The organism is Acidovorax sp. SUPP950 (assembly GCF_030158935.1).
GTDB lineage: Bacteria > Pseudomonadota > Gammaproteobacteria > Burkholderiales > Burkholderiaceae_C > Paracidovorax.
Genome location: NZ_BQXE01000002.1, coordinates 83,997 through 105,740 on the forward strand (window position 1 = coordinate 83,997; position 21,744 = coordinate 105,740).

At 66.9% G+C, this 21,744-nt stretch carries 18 protein-coding genes and 1 other RNA gene; 8 read left to right on the forward strand and 11 right to left on the reverse strand.

Annotated elements, in window-relative coordinates:
- Positions 1-13 precede the first annotated feature (13 nt).
- The 11 genes from AVME950_RS09655 to AVME950_RS09705 form a co-directional block, all read right to left on the reverse strand.
- Complete coding sequence (locus tag AVME950_RS09655; protein ID WP_284429656.1) at positions 14-1,729, reverse strand: NAD(P)/FAD-dependent oxidoreductase; 1,716 nt, start codon at positions 1,727-1,729, stop codon at positions 14-16.
- 318 nt (positions 1,730-2,047) lie between these two features.
- Positions 2,048-2,950, reverse strand: coding sequence for a hypothetical protein (locus AVME950_RS09660; protein ID WP_284429657.1), 903 nt, complete (start codon positions 2,948-2,950; stop codon positions 2,048-2,050).
- 274 nt (positions 2,951-3,224) lie between these two features.
- Positions 3,225-4,355: a lysylphosphatidylglycerol synthase transmembrane domain-containing protein gene (locus tag AVME950_RS09665; RefSeq protein WP_284429658.1), complete on the reverse strand. Its 1,131-nt coding sequence runs from the start codon at positions 4,353-4,355 to the stop codon at positions 3,225-3,227.
- A 3-nt stretch (positions 4,356-4,358) separates the two neighbouring features.
- Positions 4,359-5,591, reverse strand: a complete 1,233-nt coding sequence (gene clsB, locus AVME950_RS09670; protein ID WP_284429659.1) for a cardiolipin synthase ClsB — start codon at positions 5,589-5,591, stop codon at positions 4,359-4,361.
- Positions 5,591-6,355, reverse strand: coding sequence for an endonuclease/exonuclease/phosphatase family protein (locus AVME950_RS09675; protein ID WP_272565266.1), 765 nt, complete (start codon positions 6,353-6,355; stop codon positions 5,591-5,593). Before AVME950_RS09675 ends, clsB begins: the two co-directional genes overlap by 1 nt.
- Positions 6,356-6,625: 270 nt before the next feature.
- Positions 6,626-7,543, reverse strand: a complete 918-nt coding sequence (cysK, locus tag AVME950_RS09680; RefSeq protein ID WP_272550931.1) for a cysteine synthase A — start codon at positions 7,541-7,543, stop codon at positions 6,626-6,628.
- A gap of 77 nt (positions 7,544-7,620) precedes the next feature.
- A complete protein-coding gene (gene rtcA / locus AVME950_RS09685) occupies positions 7,621-8,676 on the reverse strand; it encodes an RNA 3'-terminal phosphate cyclase (RefSeq protein WP_284429660.1) in 1,056 nt (351 codons plus the stop codon).
- A complete protein-coding gene (locus AVME950_RS09690; RefSeq protein WP_284429661.1) occupies positions 8,670-9,533 on the reverse strand; it encodes a nucleotidyltransferase domain-containing protein in 864 nt (287 codons plus the stop codon). The genes rtcA and AVME950_RS09690 overlap by 7 nt, the downstream gene beginning before the upstream one ends.
- Positions 9,534-9,600: 67 nt before the next feature.
- Positions 9,601-10,818, reverse strand: coding sequence for an RtcB family protein (locus AVME950_RS09695; RefSeq protein ID WP_284429662.1), 1,218 nt, complete (start codon positions 10,816-10,818; stop codon positions 9,601-9,603).
- A gap of 48 nt (positions 10,819-10,866) precedes the next feature.
- Positions 10,867-11,676: a hypothetical protein gene (locus tag AVME950_RS09700; RefSeq protein ID WP_284429663.1), complete on the reverse strand. Its 810-nt coding sequence runs from the start codon at positions 11,674-11,676 to the stop codon at positions 10,867-10,869.
- A gap of 568 nt (positions 11,677-12,244) precedes the next feature.
- Complete coding sequence (locus AVME950_RS09705) at positions 12,245-13,798, reverse strand: vWA domain-containing protein (RefSeq protein ID WP_284429664.1); 1,554 nt, start codon at positions 13,796-13,798, stop codon at positions 12,245-12,247.
- A 218-nt stretch (positions 13,799-14,016) separates the two neighbouring features.
- On the opposite strand from AVME950_RS09705, the gene rtcR reads away from it, so the two are divergent.
- The 8 genes from rtcR to AVME950_RS09745 all read left to right on the forward strand — a co-directional run bounded on the left by rtcR (position 14,017) and on the right by AVME950_RS09745 (position 21,724).
- Positions 14,017-15,633, forward strand: a complete 1,617-nt coding sequence (rtcR, locus tag AVME950_RS09710) for an RNA repair transcriptional activator RtcR (RefSeq protein WP_284429665.1) — start codon at positions 14,017-14,019, stop codon at positions 15,631-15,633.
- A gap of 13 nt (positions 15,634-15,646) precedes the next feature.
- An RNA gene (rnpB, locus tag AVME950_RS09715) (RNase P RNA component class A) lies at positions 15,647-16,088 on the forward strand.
- A 560-nt stretch (positions 16,089-16,648) separates the two neighbouring features.
- Entirely contained in the window at positions 16,649-17,287 is a 639-nt protein-coding gene (locus AVME950_RS09720) for a hypothetical protein (RefSeq protein ID WP_284429666.1), read from the forward strand.
- Positions 17,284-17,913, forward strand: coding sequence for a C39 family peptidase (locus tag AVME950_RS09725; protein WP_284429667.1), 630 nt, complete (start codon positions 17,284-17,286; stop codon positions 17,911-17,913). Before AVME950_RS09720 ends, AVME950_RS09725 begins: the two co-directional genes overlap by 4 nt.
- Positions 17,906-18,829 carry a hypothetical protein gene (locus AVME950_RS09730; protein ID WP_284429668.1) on the forward strand — a complete coding sequence of 308 codons (924 nt, stop codon included), beginning with the start codon at positions 17,906-17,908 and terminating at the stop codon, positions 18,827-18,829. The genes AVME950_RS09725 and AVME950_RS09730 overlap by 8 nt, the downstream gene beginning before the upstream one ends.
- Positions 18,830-18,842: 13 nt before the next feature.
- A complete protein-coding gene (locus tag AVME950_RS09735; RefSeq protein WP_272565253.1) occupies positions 18,843-19,241 on the forward strand; it encodes a hypothetical protein in 399 nt (132 codons plus the stop codon).
- A gap of 63 nt (positions 19,242-19,304) precedes the next feature.
- Positions 19,305-20,705 carry a hypothetical protein gene (locus tag AVME950_RS09740; protein WP_284429669.1) on the forward strand — a complete coding sequence of 467 codons (1,401 nt, stop codon included), beginning with the start codon at positions 19,305-19,307 and terminating at the stop codon, positions 20,703-20,705.
- Entirely contained in the window at positions 20,702-21,724 is a 1,023-nt protein-coding gene (locus tag AVME950_RS09745) for a polyprenyl synthetase family protein (protein WP_284429670.1), read from the forward strand. Before AVME950_RS09740 ends, AVME950_RS09745 begins: the two co-directional genes overlap by 4 nt.
- Positions 21,725-21,744 lie beyond the last annotated feature (20 nt).

Genomic DNA, 21,744 nt, shown 5'->3' on the forward strand with positions numbered 1-21,744 from the left:
CCGGGCATGCGCGTCAGGCGAGCAGCGCGCGCGCCACGGCCTCGCCCACCTTGATGCCGTCCACCCCGGCCGAAAGAATCCCGCCCGCGTAGCTCGCGCCTTCGCCGGCCGGGTACAGGCCGGCGGTGTTCAGGCTCTGGAAGGCCTCGTTGCGCCCGATCTTGAGGGGCGACGAGGTGCGCGTCTCCACCCCGGTCAGCACCGCGTCGTGCATGTCGAATCCCTTGATCTTCCTGCCGAAGGCCGGCAGCGCCTCGCGCAGGGCCTCGGTGGCGTAGCCGGGCAGGGCGGCGTCTAGGTCGGTCAGCGTGACGCCGGGCTTGTACGAGGGCTCCACGGAGCCCAGCGCTTGCGAAGCCCGCCGTGCGAGGAAATCGCCCACCAGCTGCGCGGGCGCGTTGTAGTTGCTGCCGCCCAGCACGTAGGCGTTCGACTCCAGCTGGCGCTGCAGCACGATGCCCGCCAGCGGATGCGGCGTCGCGCCGGCCACCAGCGCCTGCACGCCATAGGGGCCGCCCAGCGCCGCCTCGAATGCCGCGGGGTCGTGCGGATAGTCGTTGGGATCGATGGCGACCACCATGCCCGCATTGGCATTGCGCTCGTTGCGCGAATACTGGCTCATGCCGTTGGTGACCACGCGGTGCGGCTCGCTGGTGGCGGCCACCACCGTGCCGCCCGGGCACATGCAGAAGCTGTACACCGCGCGGCCGTTGCCCGCGTGGTGCACCAGCTTGTAGTCGGCCGCGCCCAGCAGCGGGTGCCCGGCGTGCCGGCCCCAGCGCGCGCGGTCGATGAGCCCTTGCGGATGCTCGATGCGAAAGCCCACCGAGAAGGGCTTGGCTTCCATGTGCACGCCGCGCTCGTACAGCATGGCGAAGGTGTCGCGCGAGCTGTGGCCCAGCGCCATCACCACGTGGTCGGCGCGCAGCGCATGGGTCTGGCCCGTGGCCTGGTCGAGCACCTGCAGGCCGCGCAGGTGGCGCTGGCCGGCGGCGTCCTGCTCGACCACCACGTCGGTCACGCGCTGCTGGAACCGCACCTCGCCGCCCAGCGCGATGATCTGCTCGCGCAGCGTCTCCACCACCTTGACGAGCTTGAACGTGCCGATGTGCGGGTGCGCCACCGAGAGGATCTCGGGCGGCGCGCCGGCCTGCACGAATTCCTCCATGACCTTGCGGCCCAGGTGGCGCGGGTCCTTGATCTGGCTGTAGAGCTTGCCGTCGCTGAACGTGCCGGCGCCGCCCTCGCCGAACTGCACGTTCGACTCCGCCTGCAGCTCGCGCCGCCGCCACAGGCCCCAGGTGTCCTGCGTGCGCTCGCGCACCGCGCGGCCGCGTTCCAGCACGATGGGCCGGAACCCCATCTGCGCCAGCACCAGCGCCGCGAAGATGCCGCAGGGCCCGAAGCCCACCACCACGGGCCGGTGCGCCAACCCCTCTGGCGCCCGGCCCACCGGCCGCCAGACCATGTCGGGCGTGGGCTGGATGTGGGGCTGCCCGGCGTGGCCCGCCAGCAGCGCGGCCTCCTGCGACGGATCGGCCAGGGTGATGTCGATGATGTACACCGCCAGCAGTTCGGCCTTGCGCGCATCGAAACTGCGCTTGAAGACGTGGACATGGGCGATGCCTTCGGGCGGCAGCGCCAGGATGCGGCAGGCGGCGGCGCGCAGGGCGGGCTCGGGGGCTTCGGCTGCGCTGAGCGGCAGCTTGATTTCGGACAGGCGGATCATGGCTTGCGGGCCCGTGTCGATCGGGCGAAGGGCAATGTCGTGGGGACCGGCATGATAAAGGAGGCCCGCGATGCCGGGCAGACCGGGTGCGGCAAGCCCAGCCGATGCGCAGTCAGTACTAGGGCATATTGCTATTAAATTAATAGCAATATGCCCTGGTACTGATTGCGCTGGAGGCCTTTTTCCTTGTTGCCGGCCTGCAGGGCCTGCACTGCTCCGAAGTGCATGAGATCGGACCGACCGAATGGCAGCGAACACGCGACGGCGCAGGGCGCACGTCAAGGTCGCGCCTGGCGCGGGGCCGATGCCGGAGAAGGGCTAGTCCGCGCAGAACTGGCAACCCGCCGATGTCAGGTGGTCGCCCTTGCACGCGGTGCACCGCGAGACGTCCATCATCGTCCTGCAGGAGCCGCATTTGCCGGGGACGGACAGGTTGTCGCCCACGTTGAGCACGTCATAGATCACGCCTTCCTTTCGGCCGCACGCTGGGCAGTCGAGAAACCCCATGGTGAAGGGCCCGGCTTCGAAATGGCACACCAGGCAGCGTAGATCGCCATGCTCGCTTTCCACCATCGCATCGCTGCCGCAGGCCAGGCAGCAGCGGACCGGGCCGAAGCGATCGAAATCGTCGTACGCGCGGTCAATGGCCTCGTCCACGTAGGATGTCTTTTCGATGAGCTTCTGATACAGGTCCAGGCCGATGAACTGCTTCAGGCTGTTGGACAGGTATTGGTCTTGTGCCCGGAGATTGACCTTCCAGTCGAGCTGGGTGATGACCCGCACCAGCAACCAGATGGACTCGTCCAATACCGTTTCGGGGTCCATGTCCAGGCCGAGGTGCATCAGTTGATTCCTTCGGTTCTGAAAATCGTCGAGAAGCTGGAGGTCCTGGGCGTTGAGAAGCAGACTGGACGAGGCCTTTTTTCGGCTCTCCCAGAAAGCGATGGACTTGAACTGTCCGTCGTGGATGGACTGCAGTAGCTCGGCTTGCGTCTTGGTGTGCAGGCTGGCCACCGCGATGCCTTGCCAACCGACGGTCCTGACGATGCGCAGCTTGGTGAGCAGTTCGAGTGCGGCCTGAATGTTGGCGAGTGTCTGCAGCGCGTTGGTCTCGTTGCGCTCCTCCGCCAGCGCGTGTTCCAGAGCGTGCAAAAGGAAATGCCGCGAGGTTTTCTGCAGGCGCCGGATGAGTTCGGCATCGACGGGGTCGGCTGGTTTCATGGTTCGGTTGTTGGAGGTGGGGGCGGCGCATCGGCGCTGTTGCCATGGGCCTGCGACTGGCTCCGGATTCTTTCGTGGACGGTGCCAGGAGCTCAAGGGGGGGAACCCGTGTGAAGGATACGGGCTGACAGACCGGGCGCGGGTGTCCGGTCGCGCGGGGCCGCACCGGGTTGCCACCATCCCTGTCCCGGCATTCCACGGAAAGGGCCTCCAGGCGCAGCCTTGTGTCTTGCGGCTCTCAGCCCGTTTGCTATTTAATTAATAGCACTATGCCCTAGTATTGATTGCGCTGGTGGGCTTTTTGATGCTCGGCCTGGGCGGTGGATTCTCCTGCCATGCCGGGCCGGCGGCGGCCCAGCAACTCCACCCCGCCGAATGCCAGTGCAGCCAGCCCCAGGGGCAGGAAGAAATACAGCATGCGGTAGGCCAGCACCGAGGCCAGTGCCTGCGGTGCGGGCAGGTAGGCCGACAGCACCGCCACGCCCACGGCCTCCAGCACGCCCAGCCCGGCGGGGATGCGCGAGATGAGCCCGGCCACGGCGCCCAGCAGCACCGTCGCCAGCGCGGCCGCATACGGTGCGCGCTGCCCGGTCAGCACCCACAGCGCCGCGCCCATCACCATCCAGTTGGCGGCCGACAGCGCCACCTGCAGCATGCCCACGGGCCAGCGCGGCATGGCGATGCGGTGCCCGCGCAGGTGCACGGGCCGGCCATGGCGCAGGGCGCAGGCGGCAACGTACAGCAGGCTCGCCGCCGTCAGGGCGGCACCCATCCAGCGCAGGTGCTGGGGGCCGACGTGCCAGTTGTCGGGCAGCTGCGGCGACCACAGCCAGAATACCGCGCCCGCCAGGAAGAAATAGCCCAGCCAGTTGGTCAGGATGCTCATCCCGATCACCTGCCCGATGGCTGCCACCGACACCCCCTGCTGCGAGTACAGGCGATAGCGCACCGTCACCCCGCCGATGATCGATCCCAGGTTCAGCGTGAACGGATAGGCGATGAGCGTGATGCCCACCGTGCGCCCGGCCGACAGCCCGTGCCGCGTGTAATGGCGCCCGAACAGGTCGAAGGTGCTGTACAGCAGGTGGCTGGCCAGCGCCAGCGCGCCGCCCAGCAGCAGCACCGGTACCGGCAAGGCCAGGAACGACGCCCAGACCGCCGCCCAGTCCACCGTGCGTGCCTGGCGCACCAGCAGCGAGACGACGAAAAGGACGAAGGCGCCGCTGGCGAAGGTCACGGCCCAGGGCCACCAGCGGTGGGCGGTCAGGCGCTTCCAGCGGCTGTCGGGGCGTGTGGGCGGCGCAGCGCGGTCCCTGGGGGCCCCGGCCTGGGGCCGGGCGGGGTCATGCCCAGGCTTGGCCGGGTCCAGGGAGGACAGGGCCGGGGAGGGCGCCGCTGCCGCCATGGCTCAGGTGGCCGAAGGCCGGTGACCGGTGTCGTGGGCCGGGGGCTCCTGGGCGCGGACCAGCGAGATCTCGGGCTCGTGGCGCGGCAGCCAACCCGCCCAGGAGGGGAACCAGCGCATGACATGGAACAGGAAATAGCTGCGCAGCAGGCGCAGGCCATCCCAGCGCGAGGGTGGCGTGGCCTCGACCTGGCGGCAGCTGTGCTGCATCAGGTGGTCCAGCCGTTCGTGCAGCGTCGCGTTGAAATCCTTGTCGCGGATCACCACGTTCGCCTCGAGGTTGAGCGACAGGCTCAAGGGGTCGAGGTTGCTGGAGCCCACGGTGGACCATTCGCCGTCCACCAGCGCGACCTTGCCGTGCAGCGGCCGGTCGCAATATTCGTAGATGCGCACGCCCGCGCGCAGCAGGTGGTCGTAGAGCATGCTGGCCGCCGTGCGCACGATGGGCATGTCGGGCTGGCCCTGCAGGATGAGCCGCACGTCCACCCCGCGCCGCGCCGCGCGGCGCATTTCTCGGATGAAGCGGTAGCCGGGAAAGAAGTAGGCATTGGCGATCACCACGCGCTCGCGCGCGGCGCGCAGGGCCACGCGGTAGTGGCGCTCGATGTCGTTGGTGTGGTTGTGGTTGTCGCGCGTGACGAAGATCGCGTCCGCCGTGCCCGCATGGGGCAGCGGCGGCACGGCGTTCGCCCCCTGGCGGCGCCGCCGTGTGCGTGGGGGCATGACGGCATCGCGCGCGAAGCCCAGCATGTGGGCGACGATGGGGCCGCGCACCTCGACCGAGTAGTCCTGCTTGGCCTCGGGGCCGTAGTCGGCCACGTGGTCGGCCGAGTAGTTGATGCCGCCGATGAAGCCGATCTCCCCGTCCACCACCACGATCTTGCGGTGCATGCGGCGCAGCACGTTCAGCCGCTGGCCGAACAGCCGGCGACCCGGGTCGAAGATGCGAAAGCGCACGCCGGCGTTCACCAGTTCGCCGATGAAGTCTCCCGGCAGATCGGGCGAGCCGAAGCCGTCCACCAGCACATGCACCTCGGCGCCGTTGCGCGCGGCCTGCAGCAGCGCCGCGTGCAGCCCCCGGCCGATCTTGTCGTCGAAGAGGATGAAGGTTTCCAGGATCACCTCGCGCCGCGCCTGCGCGATGGCCTCGAACACGCGGGGGAAGAACGCCTCGCCGTTCTCCAGCAGCGTGAAGTGGTTGCCGGGCACCCAGCGCGAGGGGCGGGAGCGGTGCATCACAGCGAAATCTCCGCGGCCAGGGGCGCGTGGTCCGACAGCTTGTGCCAGGGCTTGCGCGGCAGCACCACCGGCGCGTGCACCGAGGCATTGCGCACGTAGATGCGGTCCAGCGCCAGCAGCGGCATGGAGGCCGGGAAGGTGCGCACGGCCTTGCCCCGCGCATGCATGAACACCTCGTGCAGGCCGGCGCCGGCGCGCAGCACGTCGTGCGCACGGCCGCGCCAGTCGTTGAAGTCGCCCGCCACCACCACCGGGTCTTCGGGCGGAAACGTGGCCACCAGCTCGCACACGCGCTTGAGCTGGCGCTGGCGGTGCGCCTCCTGCAGGCCCAGGTGAACGCAGATGGCATGCACCTGCCGGGCGTGGCCCGGGGGCTGCAGCACGCAGTGCAGCATGCCGCGCCGCTCGGGTCCGCTTACGGAGATGTCGTGGTTTTCGTAGTGGACGATGGGGAACTTGGACAGCAGCGCGTTGCCGTGGTGGCCGTTGTCGTACACCGCATTGCGGCCATAGGCGTATTGGCCCCAGATGGTGTCGGCCAGGAATTCGTAGTGCGGCTCCTGCGGAAAATTGGCTACGCGCCCGGCGTGACGCTGGTGGGTACCCAGCACTTCCTGCAGGAAGACCAGGTCGGCCGACACGCCACGCACGGCTTCGCGCAGCTCGTGCAGCATGAAGCGGCGGTTGAAGGTGGTGAAGCCCTTGTGCACGTTCACGGTCAGCACCTTGAAGGCAACGGGAGAGGCGGTGGATGGTTCCATGGGGCAATCAGTGAGCGCGGGGGAGGGGCGGGAACCGGGCCGAAAAGCCCGGTTTCAGGCGGGCCCCGCATGGGCTTTGATTGTTTCGATGGCGGTCCGGCTGGGCTGTAGGACGGCTGGCCGAACGCTTGTGACCCGATGGCGGCCGGGCCTGAGGGCCGCCGGCGGCCCGGCTCCCAGCCCGAAAAAGGTCCCACCCATGGCGTCGGGTGGGTGGACTGCGCACGCTGCCCTGGCCCGGGGCAGCGCGCGGTTTCATTCAGAAAACGCTCAGGAGGGCAGGAAGCCCTCGACCGACAGGTAGCGCTCGCCCGTGTCGTAGTTGAAGCCCAGCACCTTGGCGCCGGCGGGCAGCTCGGGCAGCTTCTGTGCGATGGCGGCCAGCGTGGCGCCGGAGGAAATGCCCACCAGCAGGCCTTCCTCGCGCGCGGCACGGCGGGCGTATTCCCGCGCGGGCTCGGCATCGACCTGGATCACGCCATCAAGCAGGCTGGTGTCGAGGTTCTTGGGCACGAAGCCCGCGCCGATGCCCTGGATCGGGTGCGGGGCCGGCTGGCCGCCGGAGATCACGGGCGAGGCCACGGGCTCCACTGCGAAGATCTTGAGGGCCGGAAACTTCGCCTTCAGCACGCGGCCCACCCCCGTCAGGTGGCCGCCCGTGCCCACGCCGGTGATCAGCGCGTCCAGGCCATCGGGAAAGTCCGCCAGCACTTCCTGCGCCGTGGTGCGCACGTGCACGTCGATGTTGGCGGGGTTTTCGAACTGCTGCGGCACCCAGGCGCCGGGGGTCTGCGCGCGCAGTTCCTCGGCGCGGGCGATGGCGCCCTTCATGCCTTTTTCACGCGGGGTGAGGTCGAACTGCGCACCGTAGGCCAGCATGAGGCGGCGGCGCTCGATGCTCATGCTGTCGGGCATCACCAGAATGAGCCGGTAGCCCTTCACCGCCGCCACCAGGGCCAGGCCGATCCCCGTGTTGCCCGACGTGGGCTCGATGATCGTGCCGCCGGGCTGCAGCGCGCCGGTGCGTTCCGCGTCTTCCACCATCGACAGGGCGATGCGGTCCTTGATCGAACCGCCGGGGTTGCTGCGCTCGGACTTCACCCACACGTTGGCGCCCGCGCCGAACAGGCGGTTGATGCGCACATGGGGCGTGTTGCCGATGGTTTGCAGGATGTTCTCGACTTTCATGGCGTCTCCAGGTTGGACAGGTACGGGACAGGCAAAAAAACATTTTGGCCCATGCCTACGACACTCCGCGCATATGGTTATGCCGGCGATGCGGCTTTCTCGATGTCGATGCGCGTGGCACCCGCGCAGGGCGCCATGGCGATGCGCACCGGCAGGCACTGCGCGATGACCTGCGCATTCGTGCTGGCATGCGGGGTGATCGCCTCGGCCGTGTAGCTCGCCCGCTGGCCGCTGCGCCAGACGGCGAGGGCCAGTGGCAGCATCCACTGGTCCGCCAGGTGCGGACCGACAGCGCCCCGGCTGTGCTCGAACGAGCGCACCTCGCCGGCCAGCTGGCGCGCCACCTGTTCGGCCGGCATGCCGCGCTCGCCCAGCGCGCAGAACACCTCGGTCACCTCGGCATGCTCCAGCACCGCCAGCAGGGCGTTGCCCGGGCCTTCGTTCTGCCGTGCGGGCGGGATGCGCCACGGGTCGTCGCCTCCGCTCCAGTCCAGTTGCTGGCGAAGCGCCGCCAGCTCGCGCACCGCGATGCCGCGGGCCAGGCCCGGCACCAGGGCCTCGGCCCAGGCGCTGCGGCGCGCGCCGCGGTCCAGCAGATCGAACGGGGCCAGCGGGCCAGCCGCGGGCGCGATGGCCGCATGCACCTCGCCGCCGCCTGCGGGATAAAAGCCCCGGCGCCGCAGCGTGAGCTCCAGCCCCACGCCCAGGCGCCGCACCAGCGGCGCAAAGGCCCGCTGCAGGAAGTCGAACGGGGGCGCCATGGGGTTGTGCGTGCCGCCCGAAAGCTGCACCCGGCTGGGCCCGCCAGCCAGCATCAGCGCGGGCAGCACGGTCTGCAGCACCAGCAGGCAACTGCCGGCTCCTGCGATCGCGAAGGCGTAGTCGCCCGCCTGCACCGGGCCGGGCGTGAACTGCAGCGCCTGCGATCCCAGCTCCGCCCCTTCCGCCTGCCCGCCGCAGACTTGCACTGCGGCCTGCACGCAGGCCAGGTGCTGGCGCATCAGTCCTGGCTTGGGCCGGCCCGCGCGGATGCGGTCGATGCGCAGCGGCTGGCCGGTCACCATGGACAGCGCCAGGCCGGTGCGCAGGATCTGCCCGCCGCCCTCGCCGTGGGAACCGTCGAGGGTCAGCATGGCGCGGGCCCTTCGGCGCCGCCATGGGCAGGATCGAAGCGCAGCACCGTGTCGTGCAGCAGGGCGTCCAGCCCGGCATGCCCGGCAATGGGCAGGGGCTGCACCGGCTGCGCCGCATTGGCGGCCAGCTCGGCCTCGATGAATGCGTGTATGCCGGGCCAGCGTGGGCTGGTGGCCGACTCGTTCGCACGCATCTTCACCGCCAGCAGGGCGTTGATCTCTTCGATGAGCGCCGCATCGCGTTGCGCATCCAGCGTGTGCTGGGCCAGTTCGGCGAAGCGCATGGGCGGCACTCCGGGGCGCGTGCGGATCCATCGCGCTGCCAGCAGCGGGCGCAGCACGTACAGGTATTTCTTGTAGCGCACCACGTCGGCCTGCAGGTGCTCGCGGAAGTTCTTCTTGGCCATGGAGGCGTAGTGGTGCCAGGCCTTGGCGTTGGAGAACACCTGCGCCGCCAGGGCGCGCACCTGGGCCATCGTGTCCGCCGCCTCGCGGTAGACGACGGGCGAGCGCAGCCACTCCAGCAGCGTGGGGTTCGATTCGCGCATCAGCCCGAGCGCCTTGCGCAGGTCCCAGCCGTTGATGTCCAGGTCCCCGCTGATCGGCACCTCGATCACGTCGCGCCCGGGCGAGACCGTGAGGTACCAGGGCAGGCGGTGCACGTAGAGAAAGCGCACGTCGTAGTCGCTGTCGGGCGACGCGAAGCCCCAGCCGCGGCTGCCCGATTCGCAGGCGAACAGGATGGTGACGGCGTGCTGCGCCTCGATGTCACGCAGCGCATCCATGATCTGCCCGCGCATGGCGGGCTCGATCGGATGGGCGGAATGAAGCAGTTCTCGGGGTTCTGTCTTTTGCATGTCCATGCTTTCAGCGCACGCTCCTCGTGCGTTGGTCTTGATCCGATGGTGGGCCGTGGTGCGCTCGCTATCCCTTCACGCACACCACCTGCTTGAGCGTGTACACCACTTCCACCAGGTCTTCCTGCGCCGCCATCACGGCGTCGATGTCCTTGTAGGCCATCGGGATCTCGTCGATCACATCGGCGTCCTTGCGGCATTCCACCCCTTCGGTGGCGGCGATCTGGTCGGCAACGGTGTAGAGCTTCTTGGCCTTGGTGCGGCTCATCTTGCGGCCCGCGCCGTGGCTGCAGCTCATGAAGCTCTCCGGGTTGCCCTTGCCGCGCACGATGAAGCTCTTGGCGCCCATGCTGCCGGGAATGATGCCCAGTTCGCCGGCCTTGGCGCTCACGGCGCCCTTGCGGGTGACGAACACGTCTTCGCCGAAGTGCGTTTCGCGGCTCACATAGTTATGGTGGCAGTTCACCGCTTCCACATGGGCCTCGAAGGGCTTGGCGATCACCTTGCGGGCGGCCGCGATCACGCGCTGCATCATCACCTCGCGGTTGGCGCGCGCGAACTTCTGCGCCCAGCCCACGGCGCGCACGTAGTCGCCGAAATACCGGGCGCCTTCCTCGAAGTAGGCCAGGTCCTGGTCGGGCAGGTTGCGCTGGTGCAGCTCGGCATCCTTCTTGGCCAGCTCGATGAAGTGCGTGCCGATGGCGTTGCCCACTCCGCGCGAGCCCGAATGCAGCATGAACCACACGCCACCGTGTTCGTCCAGGCACACCTCGATGAAGTGGTTGCCGGTGCCCAGTGTTCCCAGGTGCTTGTGGTGGTTGGTGCTGGTAAAGCGCGGGTAGTCCTCGCAGATCGCGTCGAACTCGCCCTTCAGCGAGGCCCAGGCCGCATCGCTCTCATCGGGCGGCGTTTCCCACGCGCCCTTGTCGCGGCCCATGCGGCGCGGGTTGCTGCCGTGCGGCACGGCCTTCTCGATCGCGGAGCGCAGCGGGCCCAGGTTGTCCGGCAGGTCGTTGGCGTGCAGCGTCGTCTTGCACGCCATCATTCCGCAGCCGATGTCCACGCCCACGGCTGCGGGGATGATGGCCTTGAAGGTGGGGATCACCGATCCCACCGTGGCCCCGATGCCGTAGTGCACATCGGGCATGGCGGCCACGTGCTTGAACACGATGGGCAGGCGCGCCGCGTTCTCCAGTTGCTTCTGGGCCTCGTCCTCCACGGGTACGCCCTGGGTCCACATCTTGATGGGGACGCCGTTTTCCACATTGCGTTGCAGGTAGTTCATTGCGTTCTTCTTTCTTGTCGTTTGTCTGTCTGTCTTATTTTCGGGTGCTCATTCACTGACCAGGTCGAACACCGCTTCCACGATCTGTCGCGGGCCCGTGCAGTTGCCACAGGTGCAGTGCGCGGGTTGTGCCATGGCGCTGGTGTCCAGCGCCAGGATCTTCTGTGCAAAGCGCTGGCGGTTACCGGGGTCGAGCATCCAGGCTTTCATCGCCTCGCGGAATTCCGGCTGGTCTTCGGCAAAGGCGTTCTGGATTTCGTTCTTTCCCCAGAAGTCCCAGTAGCTCGCCTCGGCGTACCGCAGCACGGCGCTTTGGCGCTCGTCGTTCAGCCAGTGCGCCAGCAGCGGGTGCACGTCCACTCCGCCCTTGTGGAACATCAACAGGATGTCGAAGGCGTTCGCGCCGTTGAACGGGCTGGGCTGGCGCCCGGCGTGCCCCAGGCCTTCGTGGAAGAAGGCCAGGGCGTAAGCGTCCACGGCGGCGCGCTCCTGGGGCGACAGGGCATTGGCCGGGCAGTTGCCCAGGCGGTCCAGGTACAGCTCGGTCGAGTGGTGCAGCTCCTCGCCCAGGGCCATCAGTTCCAGCATGCGGGGCAGGAAGTAGAGCAGTTCCTCGGCCGGCTGCTCGCTGCCCTTGGCAGAGCTGTTGTATTCGTAGAAGTGGCGGGTCGTTATGCGGCGCAGCGGCAGGCGCCGCATCTCGCGTTCCATGGCCTCGTCCATGCAGCAGGCCGTGCACACATCCAGCATCTGTGTCGGAGCGCCATGGCGCTGGAAGGCGGCATAGACGGCATCCACCGCCTCGCGCAGGGCGGGCGGCAGCATGGCGGCCTGCGCCGCGGGGGCGTTCGTTTTCATCGGTTTCTTTCCTGTTTGGTCCGCCATGGGGCTCAGCCCTTCCGGCGCATTCAAAAAAAGAGGTGACAAGGGGTGTCGGGTTGCGCCATTGAGCTACCTGCCGAAGCAGACCGGGGATTGAACCCGGAACCTTCAGAGCCCGAGGGCCCCGACGCTCTACCTGTAAACCCGTCTGCATTCACCTCGCAAACACACAAAAAAAGCAGCGACAAGGATCGACGAAACGTCGTGCTCTACCACTGAGCTACGGCTTTCGACCGGCGGGATTCGAACCCGCGACCACGAGAGTAGAAGTCTGTAGTTCCGTCAGCATTCGCTGCAAAAAAGCAGTGCGACAAGGGTGGCAAGACATGGACCACGCCGCGGTGCGGCGCTGGGATTCGAACCCCGGTCCCTCCAGATGTAGTCCTGCCTGCATTCGCACATTCATTCATCGATGGCCTTCCCGTTCGGCGACAAACAGGTGGTGCGACCGGGATGTAGTCACACCTGCATTCGCCGAACGACAGCCGTCATTCCCACGATCGGGTGCCCTGAATTGGCATTCATGGCACCTTCTCGCCGATCGTCAGATCGGGGTGTCCTCGATCACTCCGACCCAATGCGCCGCGCCCATGCCCCCTGCGGCATACACCGCCAGCAGCTTGAACACTTCGTCGCTGAAGCCGCCGATGTTCAGCACATCGGGCTGCTCCTGCGCCTGCGTCGTCGCGCAAGGCTGGATGTCGATGCACACCAGCCGGGCCGTCGGGTTGCGCTGCTTGAACGCCGCCCACTCCTGCATGGTCGCGGTGCCTCGGCCCCGTGCACGGTCGGCCCACGATTCGTTGTCGGACACCAGAACCACCAGCTCGGCCTGCGCCTTCTCGCGGTTCAGCAGGGCCAGCGGTGCGCTGCACGACGTTCCGCCGCCGCCCACCGCGGCCAGCTTGGCCGCATTGGTCATGACCGAATCGCGGGGATTCAGTGGCAGCGGCACCACCTTCGTTTCGAAGGGCAGCACACGCGCATCCGCATTGCGGCGCAGCACGGCAGCGGCCACCAGGGCGGCCACGTCGATGCACCGCACCGCGGAGGTCGCCGAGCCCCGGTGGCCCGTCACCGGTGAACCCATCGAGCCCGACACGTCGGGGCACACCACCACGCGGCCTTCGAACTGCGGCACATTGGCCAGCGCGAGTTCCATCGCATCCTGCAGCGCTTCCTTCACCACCGTCGGCACGTCGGCGCCGCAGGCGTTATACGCCGCCATCAACTGGTACGGCAGCACGCGGGCCTTGGCCACGGCCTGCGGGTCACGCAGCTTGGCGGCCACGGCATCGGCCAGGCCTGGCAGCGCGAACACGCCATGCCGGGCAAAGGTGTTCAGGTTCTGGCGCACCATCTGCCACGAGCCGCGCTGTGCAATCGTGGCCCAGGCCGATGCGTCCAGCTCCAGCGCGGTCAGCAGCTGGAAAGGCACGTCGGGCACGGGCTGCGTGCGGTCTTGCTTGAAGCGTTCGAAGGCCTGCGTCAGCGGAGGCAGCGCCTCCTGCGCATAGGGGCGACCGATCAGCCAGGCGAACCACGCGGCCCGCCAGGCTTCCGTGGGCTTCGGGTGCACCATCTTCACCACGTCGGCCAGCGACGGCGTGTTGCCCACGGCGGCGTTCAGCAGTTGCGCCTCGGTGGCGTCGAGCAGCCATTGCTGCACCAGCTTTTTCGGGCGCGTGCCGAGCGATTTGCGGCCTACCGCGCCGGAGCGCAGCATCTGCACGAAATTGCGCAGCATCTTGCCGTTGTCGATCACGCGGCCGAACACCTGGGCCAGCAGGGGCACATCGCGAACCGCCAGCGTGGCCGCCAGCAGGGCCGGCATGTCTTTCATGGAGCCGGCACGGCGCGCATACAGGGCCGTCTTCGCCAAGAACACCGGATCGACTTCGCGGGCCAGGGCTTGGACGGCGTCGAGCTGGTCCTGCGCCTGGGCATAGAAGGTGCCGTGGAGGCAGCCGGTGGCGGCCAACTGCGCCAGTTGGTGCTTGGGCGACAGGGCATAAGCCACACCACCGGCCTGGTTGCGCACGGTGGCAGCGGGGAGCAGGGTGCCGCGCAGCGTCTGGAAGAGTTGGTGGTTGGCCATGTGCTTTTGCTCCGTTCGTTGGTTCTCGGTGGGTTTGTCTTTTCGACTTTCCTTTTTCATTGCAACCGGTGTGCCAACTGTGGTTTTGAATGGATGGGGAACCTCTTAAGTCAATGATTTGATTCGATATTTTTTTATTCTCTCGCCATTTTTGCGGCACTGGATGGAGCGTAGAATGCTTTTATTTTTATAAAATTAGCTAGTTTTTTATCCAAAAGATGAAGAAGCAAAACGTGGTGATCGGCTTTCTGGGCACCCAACTCGACTCGGGCAAGGGGGCAGGGCGTTGGGAGAAGTGGCGCCCGACGCTTTCGCTGGTGCAGCACGACGACGTGGTCATCGCGCGGATGGAGTTGTTTTACACAGCTTCCCACCAGGAACTGGCCGAGCGGGTGCGCACTGATATCCAGGCGGCCTCGCCTGAGACCACGGTAGCGCTGGTGCCGCTCGACATTGCCGACCCCTGGGACTTCGGCGAGGTCTACGCCAAGCTCTTCGACTGGACGCAGGGCTACGCTTTCGACACCGAGCGCGAGGAGTATTGGACGCACATCACCACCGGCACGCACGTGGCGCAGATCTGCCTTTTCCTGCTGGTGGAGTCGCGACGCATTCCGGGCGTGCTCGTGCAGACGTCGCCCCCAAAGCGCCAGCAGGCGGGCGATCCCGGCAGCTTCGCGCTGATCGATCTGGACCTGTCGCGCTACGACGTGATCGCCCAGCGCTTCGGCGCCGAGCAGCGCGATGCGGTGGATTTCCTCAAGAGCGGCATCGCCACGCGCAATGCCCGTTTCAACGCGCTGATCGAAGAGGTGGAGCGGGTGGCGGTGCGATCGCGCGCGCCCATCCTCTTTACCGGGCCGACCGGTGCGGGCAAGTCGCATCTGGCGCGGCGCATGTTCGAGTTGAAGAAAGCCCGCCACCAGGTGGAGGGCGAATTCGTGGAGGTGAACTGCGCCACGCTGCAGGGCGACGGCGCCGCGTCCACGCTGTTCGGGCACAAGAAAGGCGCCTTCACCGGTGCGGCGGCCGACCGTGCGGGCCTGCTGCGCACGGCGCACAAAGGCGTGCTGTTTCTCGACGAGATCGGTGAGTTGGGCCTGGACGAGCAGGCCATGCTGCTCAAGGCCGTGGAGGAAAAGCGGTTTTATCCCATGGGCAGCGACCGCGAGGTGGCCAGCGATTTCGAACTGATCGCCGGCACCAACCGCGACCTGCGGGCCGAGGTGGCGGCCGGGCGGTTTCGCGAAGACCTGTACGCGCGCATCAACCTGTGGAGTTATCAGTTGCCGGGCCTGGCCCAGCGGCCCGAGGACATCGAGCCCAATGTGGACCACCTGCTGGCGCGATGCGGCGTGGAACTGGGCCGCACGGTGCGCCTGTCGGCCGAGGCGCGGGCGGTGTACCTGCGCTATGCGCAGTCCCCCGAGGCGCTGTGGAGTGGCAACTTCCGCGACCTGTCGGCCAGCGCCACCCGCCTGGCCACGCTGGCCGAGGGCGGGCGCATCGGCCTGCCGCTGGTGGAGGCGGAAATCGCGCGCCTGCAGTGGCTGTGGCAACCCCTCGGTTCGTCAGACCGCAGCCAGGATGGCGATGCGGTGGATCTGGCCGCACTGCTGGGCGAGCCACAGGTGCAGGCCATGGACCTCTTCGACCGGTTGCAGTTGGCGGCCGTGTTGCAGGTGTGCCGCGGGGCGCGCACGCTGTCGGACGCGGGGCGGCAGTTGTTCCAGGCCTCGCGCGCGCAGCGTGCGGTGGTCAACGATGCGGACCGGCTGCGCAAATACCTGTCGCGATTCGGCCTGGACTGGGAGCGGGTGCGCAGCGGTGGATGATAATCGCCCCCGTGAAGCGCGCCAGACCGCCGCTGGTGCAATCTGGGAAACCAGGCACTGGAGGAACGTCCGGACTGCACAGGACAGCGTAGCAGCTAACGGCTGCCCACCGTGAGGTGAGGATCAGAGCAACAGAGACGAGTCGCAAGCAGGCGGCAAGCCACCGAAGGTGTTCTATCGGTCATCCGCGCAAGCGGGTACGGCTGGCGCAAGCCAGGCGGTGTGTGGCGAAAGCCGCAAAGACCATAGCCACCCGAAGCGGGCGGCGCCTGCTTCGGGTGAAACGGGCAATCTCTACGCGCAGCAATACCAAGTAGGCCAGCGTTGATGTGGTTCCGCAGAGCTGGCGGGTAGGTAGCATCGAGCCGTGGTGGCGACACCCGGCCCAGAGTAATGGCGGTCACGCCGCAGGCAACTGCGGTGCACAGAATCCGGCTTATCGGCGCGCTTCACACTTTTCTTTCCACGCAGGCATCTGGCCCGGCACGCGCCAGGATGGTCTGGCGTGCCACTGCGCTGGCATCCTGCGATGCATCGGCCATGCCGCTGCAGCAGGGGTTCATGGGCGCATGCCGCCTCGGCACGGGCGGGTGATCGGCCCTGTATTCCTTTCCTGAAAAATGCGGGTACCCCGCGGTGTCTTTCTTCCCAGGCGTCGCTGAGGACGCGGTCACCGCCTGTGTCGTTCATCGACCCGGTGCATGCCTTGGGGCGGTCTTCAGAACGCTTCAGAAGTCTTCAGCAGGATTGGTCCGGCTTTCATGCCGCGACCCGTCCAATCCCACCAGAATATTCACAGCCACTCTTCAGAAACTTCTGGCAGGGGCGCTGTCGAAAGCGCCTTTGCGCGGCCTGATCGAAGCCTTGATGTCGATGCCTTTTTCGCCATGCCTGAACGAAAACGGGAACGTGTTGCGCCGTGGCCTTGACAAGAGAGCATTGCGCGGATGCACCGCTTCCGCTCTTGAATTGATTTGCCCGATGGTGATTTTTTCTTTCCTCAAAGGATATAGACATGAGCAGTGATCCATTCACCCAGATCCTCAACGAAATCCTGCAGGGACTCGTCACGCAGTTGAATGGGGAAATCGGTGGGGCCATCCGGGGCGCCGGTTATGACCCGTATCCCAACGTCGCCTCGGGGTCCGCCAGCATCGGAGTGGGCACGGCTTCTTATTCCGTCTCCAATCTCACGGGCATCTCGTCCCTGCAGATCCAGGACATGGTGGTTGGCAACGTCACTTCGTCCGGTGCCAGTATTTCCGGTACGGTGAATTTCCATGCGGTCCTGAACAGTTCCTTGAGCGCGCAGGCCAGTGGCAGCGTGAAGGTGCTGTTCGTCGATCCGGGCATCTCCGGCAGCATCCGGATCGACAACCCCAGCATCTCCGGCACGGCGCAGTTCCAGGCCGGCACGGCCGGCGGCAAGCTCTGCCTGAACCAGCTGTCGGGCATGAATGCGAACTTCAACTACGGCAACGCCTCGGTCTGGATCGATGGCCTGGGGCCGCTCAACTACCTGCTGCAGCCCGTGGAGAACCTGATTCTGGATGCGGCCAAGGGCGCCATCAGCGGGCTCATCTCATCGCAGATCAACAGCATCGTCAGTCGGGAACTGAACCAGGCGCTGCCCCAGTGCGTACCTTTTCCATGAGGGTGAGGATCGAGCCGCTGGCCCGCACGACGCAGCGCATCGGCCCGATGTTTCCCGCCTGGCAGGAGGCCGGGGCGAGCACGGGGCAGGCGCTGAACCTGCCGCTGGAGCCGCAGCTGCGCACCAACTGGTGCTGGGCCGCGGTGACCTGTGCGGTCGCCGCGCACTACGGCGATACCTCCTGGCGGCAGGACACGCTGGCCTGGCGCGTTCTCGCGCCGGACGACGTGCTTCCCAACTGCCTGCCGCCACCCGCGCTTCTCCTGGAGCCCCGCTACGACCAGCAAGCCGCGATGGAGCGCACCCTGCGCTACGTGAACTGCCTGGCCGGATGGAGCAGTGGACGACCGCCGTTTCGCCGTCTGATGCGCGAGCTCGACGATGGCCGGCCGGTCGCGGTCGCGATCCGCTGGCATGCGGGGCCGCAGCACTACGTGCTGGTGGACGGCTACTGCCGAACGAAGCGCACGGTCTCGGTCGCCGACCCGCAATGCGGCCGCGCCACGGTCGATTTCGATGATTTTCCGTTGCACTACCGCCATGGCGGCGAGTGGATGGAAACCTACTGGACACACAACCCCCGATCGGCCAACCCGACACGCAAAGGAGAGGTGGAATATGAGTAGCTACGACGTCGCGCTGGTGCTGGATGCCGGCACCCTCAACCAGGGCATGACCCAGCTGTATGCCAATGCCCAGGCCAAGCAGAAGCTGTTCCAGGGCGTTCAGGACGTGGGCCAGATGGGCATCGCCTCCGTCAACTGGAGCATCGATGCGGTGCCCCAGTTCGTGCTGGCGCCACCGACCCTCACGCAGTGGAACGACAAGAACACGTTCGTGCCGTCGGGCCAGACAAAGCCGAAAGATCCGACCGACCAGATGTTCCAGGTGCAGCTGGCGTCGGTGTCCACCACGTTCAACATGCAGAGCGGGCCGCCATCCCCGCTGACGTTCTCGTTCACCCTGTTTGCGCAGGTGACCGTGTCCGGCAACCAGATCCAGCTGGGATCGGTGGCGGTGCTGCCGGTCAATCCGACCGGCGCTACGGAGTTCATGCTCCAGGTGATCTGCGGGATCGTCTACACCAAGGTCCAGGCCCTGCTGCAGGGCTACCAGATCCCACCCAGCATCACGGTGGAAGGGCAGAGCTTCACCCCGCCGGTCATGACCGTCACCGGATCGCACCTGGTGCTGGCAAGCAACCTGGTGGCCAACGGCACGCCGGATATCAGCGGCGTGCAGTGGCCGCAGCAGGCGCTGGGTGTGCTCGTCGGCCGCAAGCTGCTGACCGCGCTGGTGGCCCAGTACAGCGGTGCGATCGTGCAGAAGATGGATGCCGCGCAGGTCAATGCCAGCGACAGCAACTGGACAGGAAGCTACTCGCTCGACGGCGGGATCAGCAACGCCTCCATCGCGGTGGCATCCACGCTGCCCAACATCAACATCACCGCCACCTTCGCCGCCACCGCCTCGGTGGGCGTTTCATGGTGGCTGGTGCCAGCCGCCTGCGCCCTGGAAGCCGCCTCGAACCTGCTGCCCTGATTGGAGCCACACCATGGTTGACTTTGCCAAAGCCGATTTCGCCACCAGCCCCACGCCGCTGACTTTCACCGTCGCCCCCGTGGTGTCGGGGTCGAACACCGTCCAGCTGCAGCTGCAGCCGCTGCCGAGCTTCACGATCACCTACGCCGAAGACGGCAGCGGGTGGGAGAAGTTCAACGCGGGGCTGCTCAAGCACGTGGCGACCACCATCATCGGCGTTGCCACGCCCTTCATCACATCCACCATCCAGAGCAAGGCGCAGGCCTATCTGAACGACAAAGCCTCGTTCCCGGTGCCGCCCATCCCCATCACGTTCGAAGGCATCAGTCTGAGTCTGACGGCGTCGAATCTGAACATTTCCGCCGCGGATGCGGACCACCTGCTGATCACGGCCACCGTCAATGTTTCCTGACCTGTCGTCCCCGCCCACCGGACCCGGTCACATCGCACGAGGAGAATTTTCATGAGCGCTGGAATGCAAGCTTTTCAAGCCGGCTGGATGAATCAGCCAGCTGCCACCCTGAACGCCGCCTTGCCCCGCCATATCGGGCTTGGGGACATCCCAATGCTGCCGCTGTCGCGCGCGCTCGACATGCCCGCGCAGGCCGGGTTCGCGCGCGGCTCGCTGGGCATCGACCTGTCGGGCATGCAACTGGTGCTGGCCGGCGACGGGCCGCTCGCGGTCGAATGCAGCAGCGATGCGCAAGGCCGCTGCGTGCTCGCCGTGCGCCTGCAGGGCATTGAACTGCAAGGCACGCACGCCCTGAAAGGCACGCAGATCTGGGAGACCGGACTGGATGGCGCCGGCACGGCCATGCCCATCGGGGCCCGGCGGCGCGGCGGCAGTGGGGACGACAACGCGCATCCCACCTGGATCCAGACCGCGAACGACCAGCGCGGGTTGCTGCAGAACGTGCCCGGCGGCAATGGACAGACGCTGCTGACCACCTACTCCAATCACCGGGCGGCCTTCAACGACGTGTTCAATGAGCAGAATTTCCAGGCGTACGCGTTCCAGCAAGGCTGGGGCAACTCCGCCGTCTCCGAAATGGCCGACGACACCAATACGGCGTTGACCGAGGGGGGGGTGGTCAACGATCCCGTCAAGACCTACTACAACTCGAGCACGGGAATCACCACCAACTACAACGGCCATGCCCAGAACCAGAAGCTGGGCCTGCTCACCACCCTGACCGCCATGGCCAAGGGCGCAGACCCCAACAATCCCACGGACCCCACCAACCCCTACAACCAGGCGGCCGCTGCGACCATGGGCTTTGGCTCGAGCATCGTGCAGAACGTCAAGGTGACGAACCCCAATGTGACCAAGATCGAAGACTTGCCCCCATTGCAGAAAGACGGCGTCTACGAATTGGTGCAGAACGGCACGCCGGCGCCAATGCCTTCGGTGGATGACGTGCATAACTTCCTGAATGGCAGCCCGATCGGCGGCCGCGATGCGCAGGGCAACAGCTGGACGTGGTCGCTCAGCGAGGACGAGCGCGCGTTCGTGCGCAAGCTCCAGGCAGACATCGCCGAGCATGCCGCGCGGGTGGCCGCGCAAAAGCCGGTGGCCCTGGTGACGGGGGCGCTGCACGCGCGCCTTGCATGCCATGTGTATCTGCAGTTCGGTGCGCAGGGCGACCAGGGCGTACCGACCCTGATTGACGGGCGTGTCGAGCTGGACGGCTTCGACCTGCACTTCGACGATGGCGCGTGGAACGGTGCCCTGGGCGACGGCCCGGCGCAGGCCGCGCGCGATGCCTTGTCCGAGGCGCGCTTCATCAAAAGCCTGGTGCACGACCGCATTGCCGATGCACTGGAGCGCGCGCTGGTCCAGCCGCTCGCCAGGGCCCTGCTGGATTCGCAGCCGTGAGGATTGGCGCCGCTGCGCCGGACCCGGTCCACGCCATCCTGCAGGGGCTGATGGCAGCGGACATGCAGGGCTTCAAGGGGAAATTGGACCAGGCGCTGCAGCCGCAGCAGGGCTATCTGACCGATGCGGAGATGTCGCTCTACCAGGGGGGCAAGAAGCTGCGCCCGCTGATGCTGCTGCTGACCGCGCGGCTTTTCCAGCCCGACGGCGAGCTGCCGAACAAGGTGCTGCGCGCCTCCGCGTCGCTGGAGATGCTGCATGTGGCGAGCCTGATCCACGACGACATCATTGACCACGCCTCGCTGCGGCGGGGCCACGCCAGCGTCAACGCCGCGCGCGGCACCGAGATGGCGATCATGATCGGCGACATGCAGTTCCTGCAGGCCGTGCGCTGCTTCGTCGATGCGATCGAGGACGCGAACGACATGCAGCTCGTGAAATGGGTGCTGGACTCGGCCTTCGACATCTGCCGCGGCGAGATCGACGAGATGACCACGCAGCCGTACTGGCATCCGGACTCGCTGATGAGCCGCTACCTCACCACGGTGGACCGCAAGACCGCCGTGCTGTTCGGCCTGGCCTGCGAGGCCGGCGCCGCGCTCATGCGCGCGCGCACCTCGGAGTTGCGCCGCCTCGGCTCCTTCGGGCGCTACATGGGCCGTGCGTTCCAGATGATGGACGACATCTTCGACCTCGCGCATTCCGATGCCGAAGCCGGCAAGTGCAGGGGCATCGACCTGCACCAGCGGCGCATCACCCTGCCCATCATCCATGCGATGAAGCTGTTCGGCGATGCGCACCCCATGGTGCGCTATCTGCGCGACACGCAGACCCCGCCGCCCGAGCAGATCAACGCCTGGGTCGATGAGATCCGCCGCTCCGACGCCTTCGCGCTGGCCTACGCCCAGGCGCGGGGTACCGCGCTGCAGGCTGTGCAGTACCTGCAGAACCTGCCCCACGGCCCGCACCTGAAGGCATTGCACGACATCACGTTGCATGTCGTGGACCGACCCTACTGACTGACCGCCAATATTTTCGA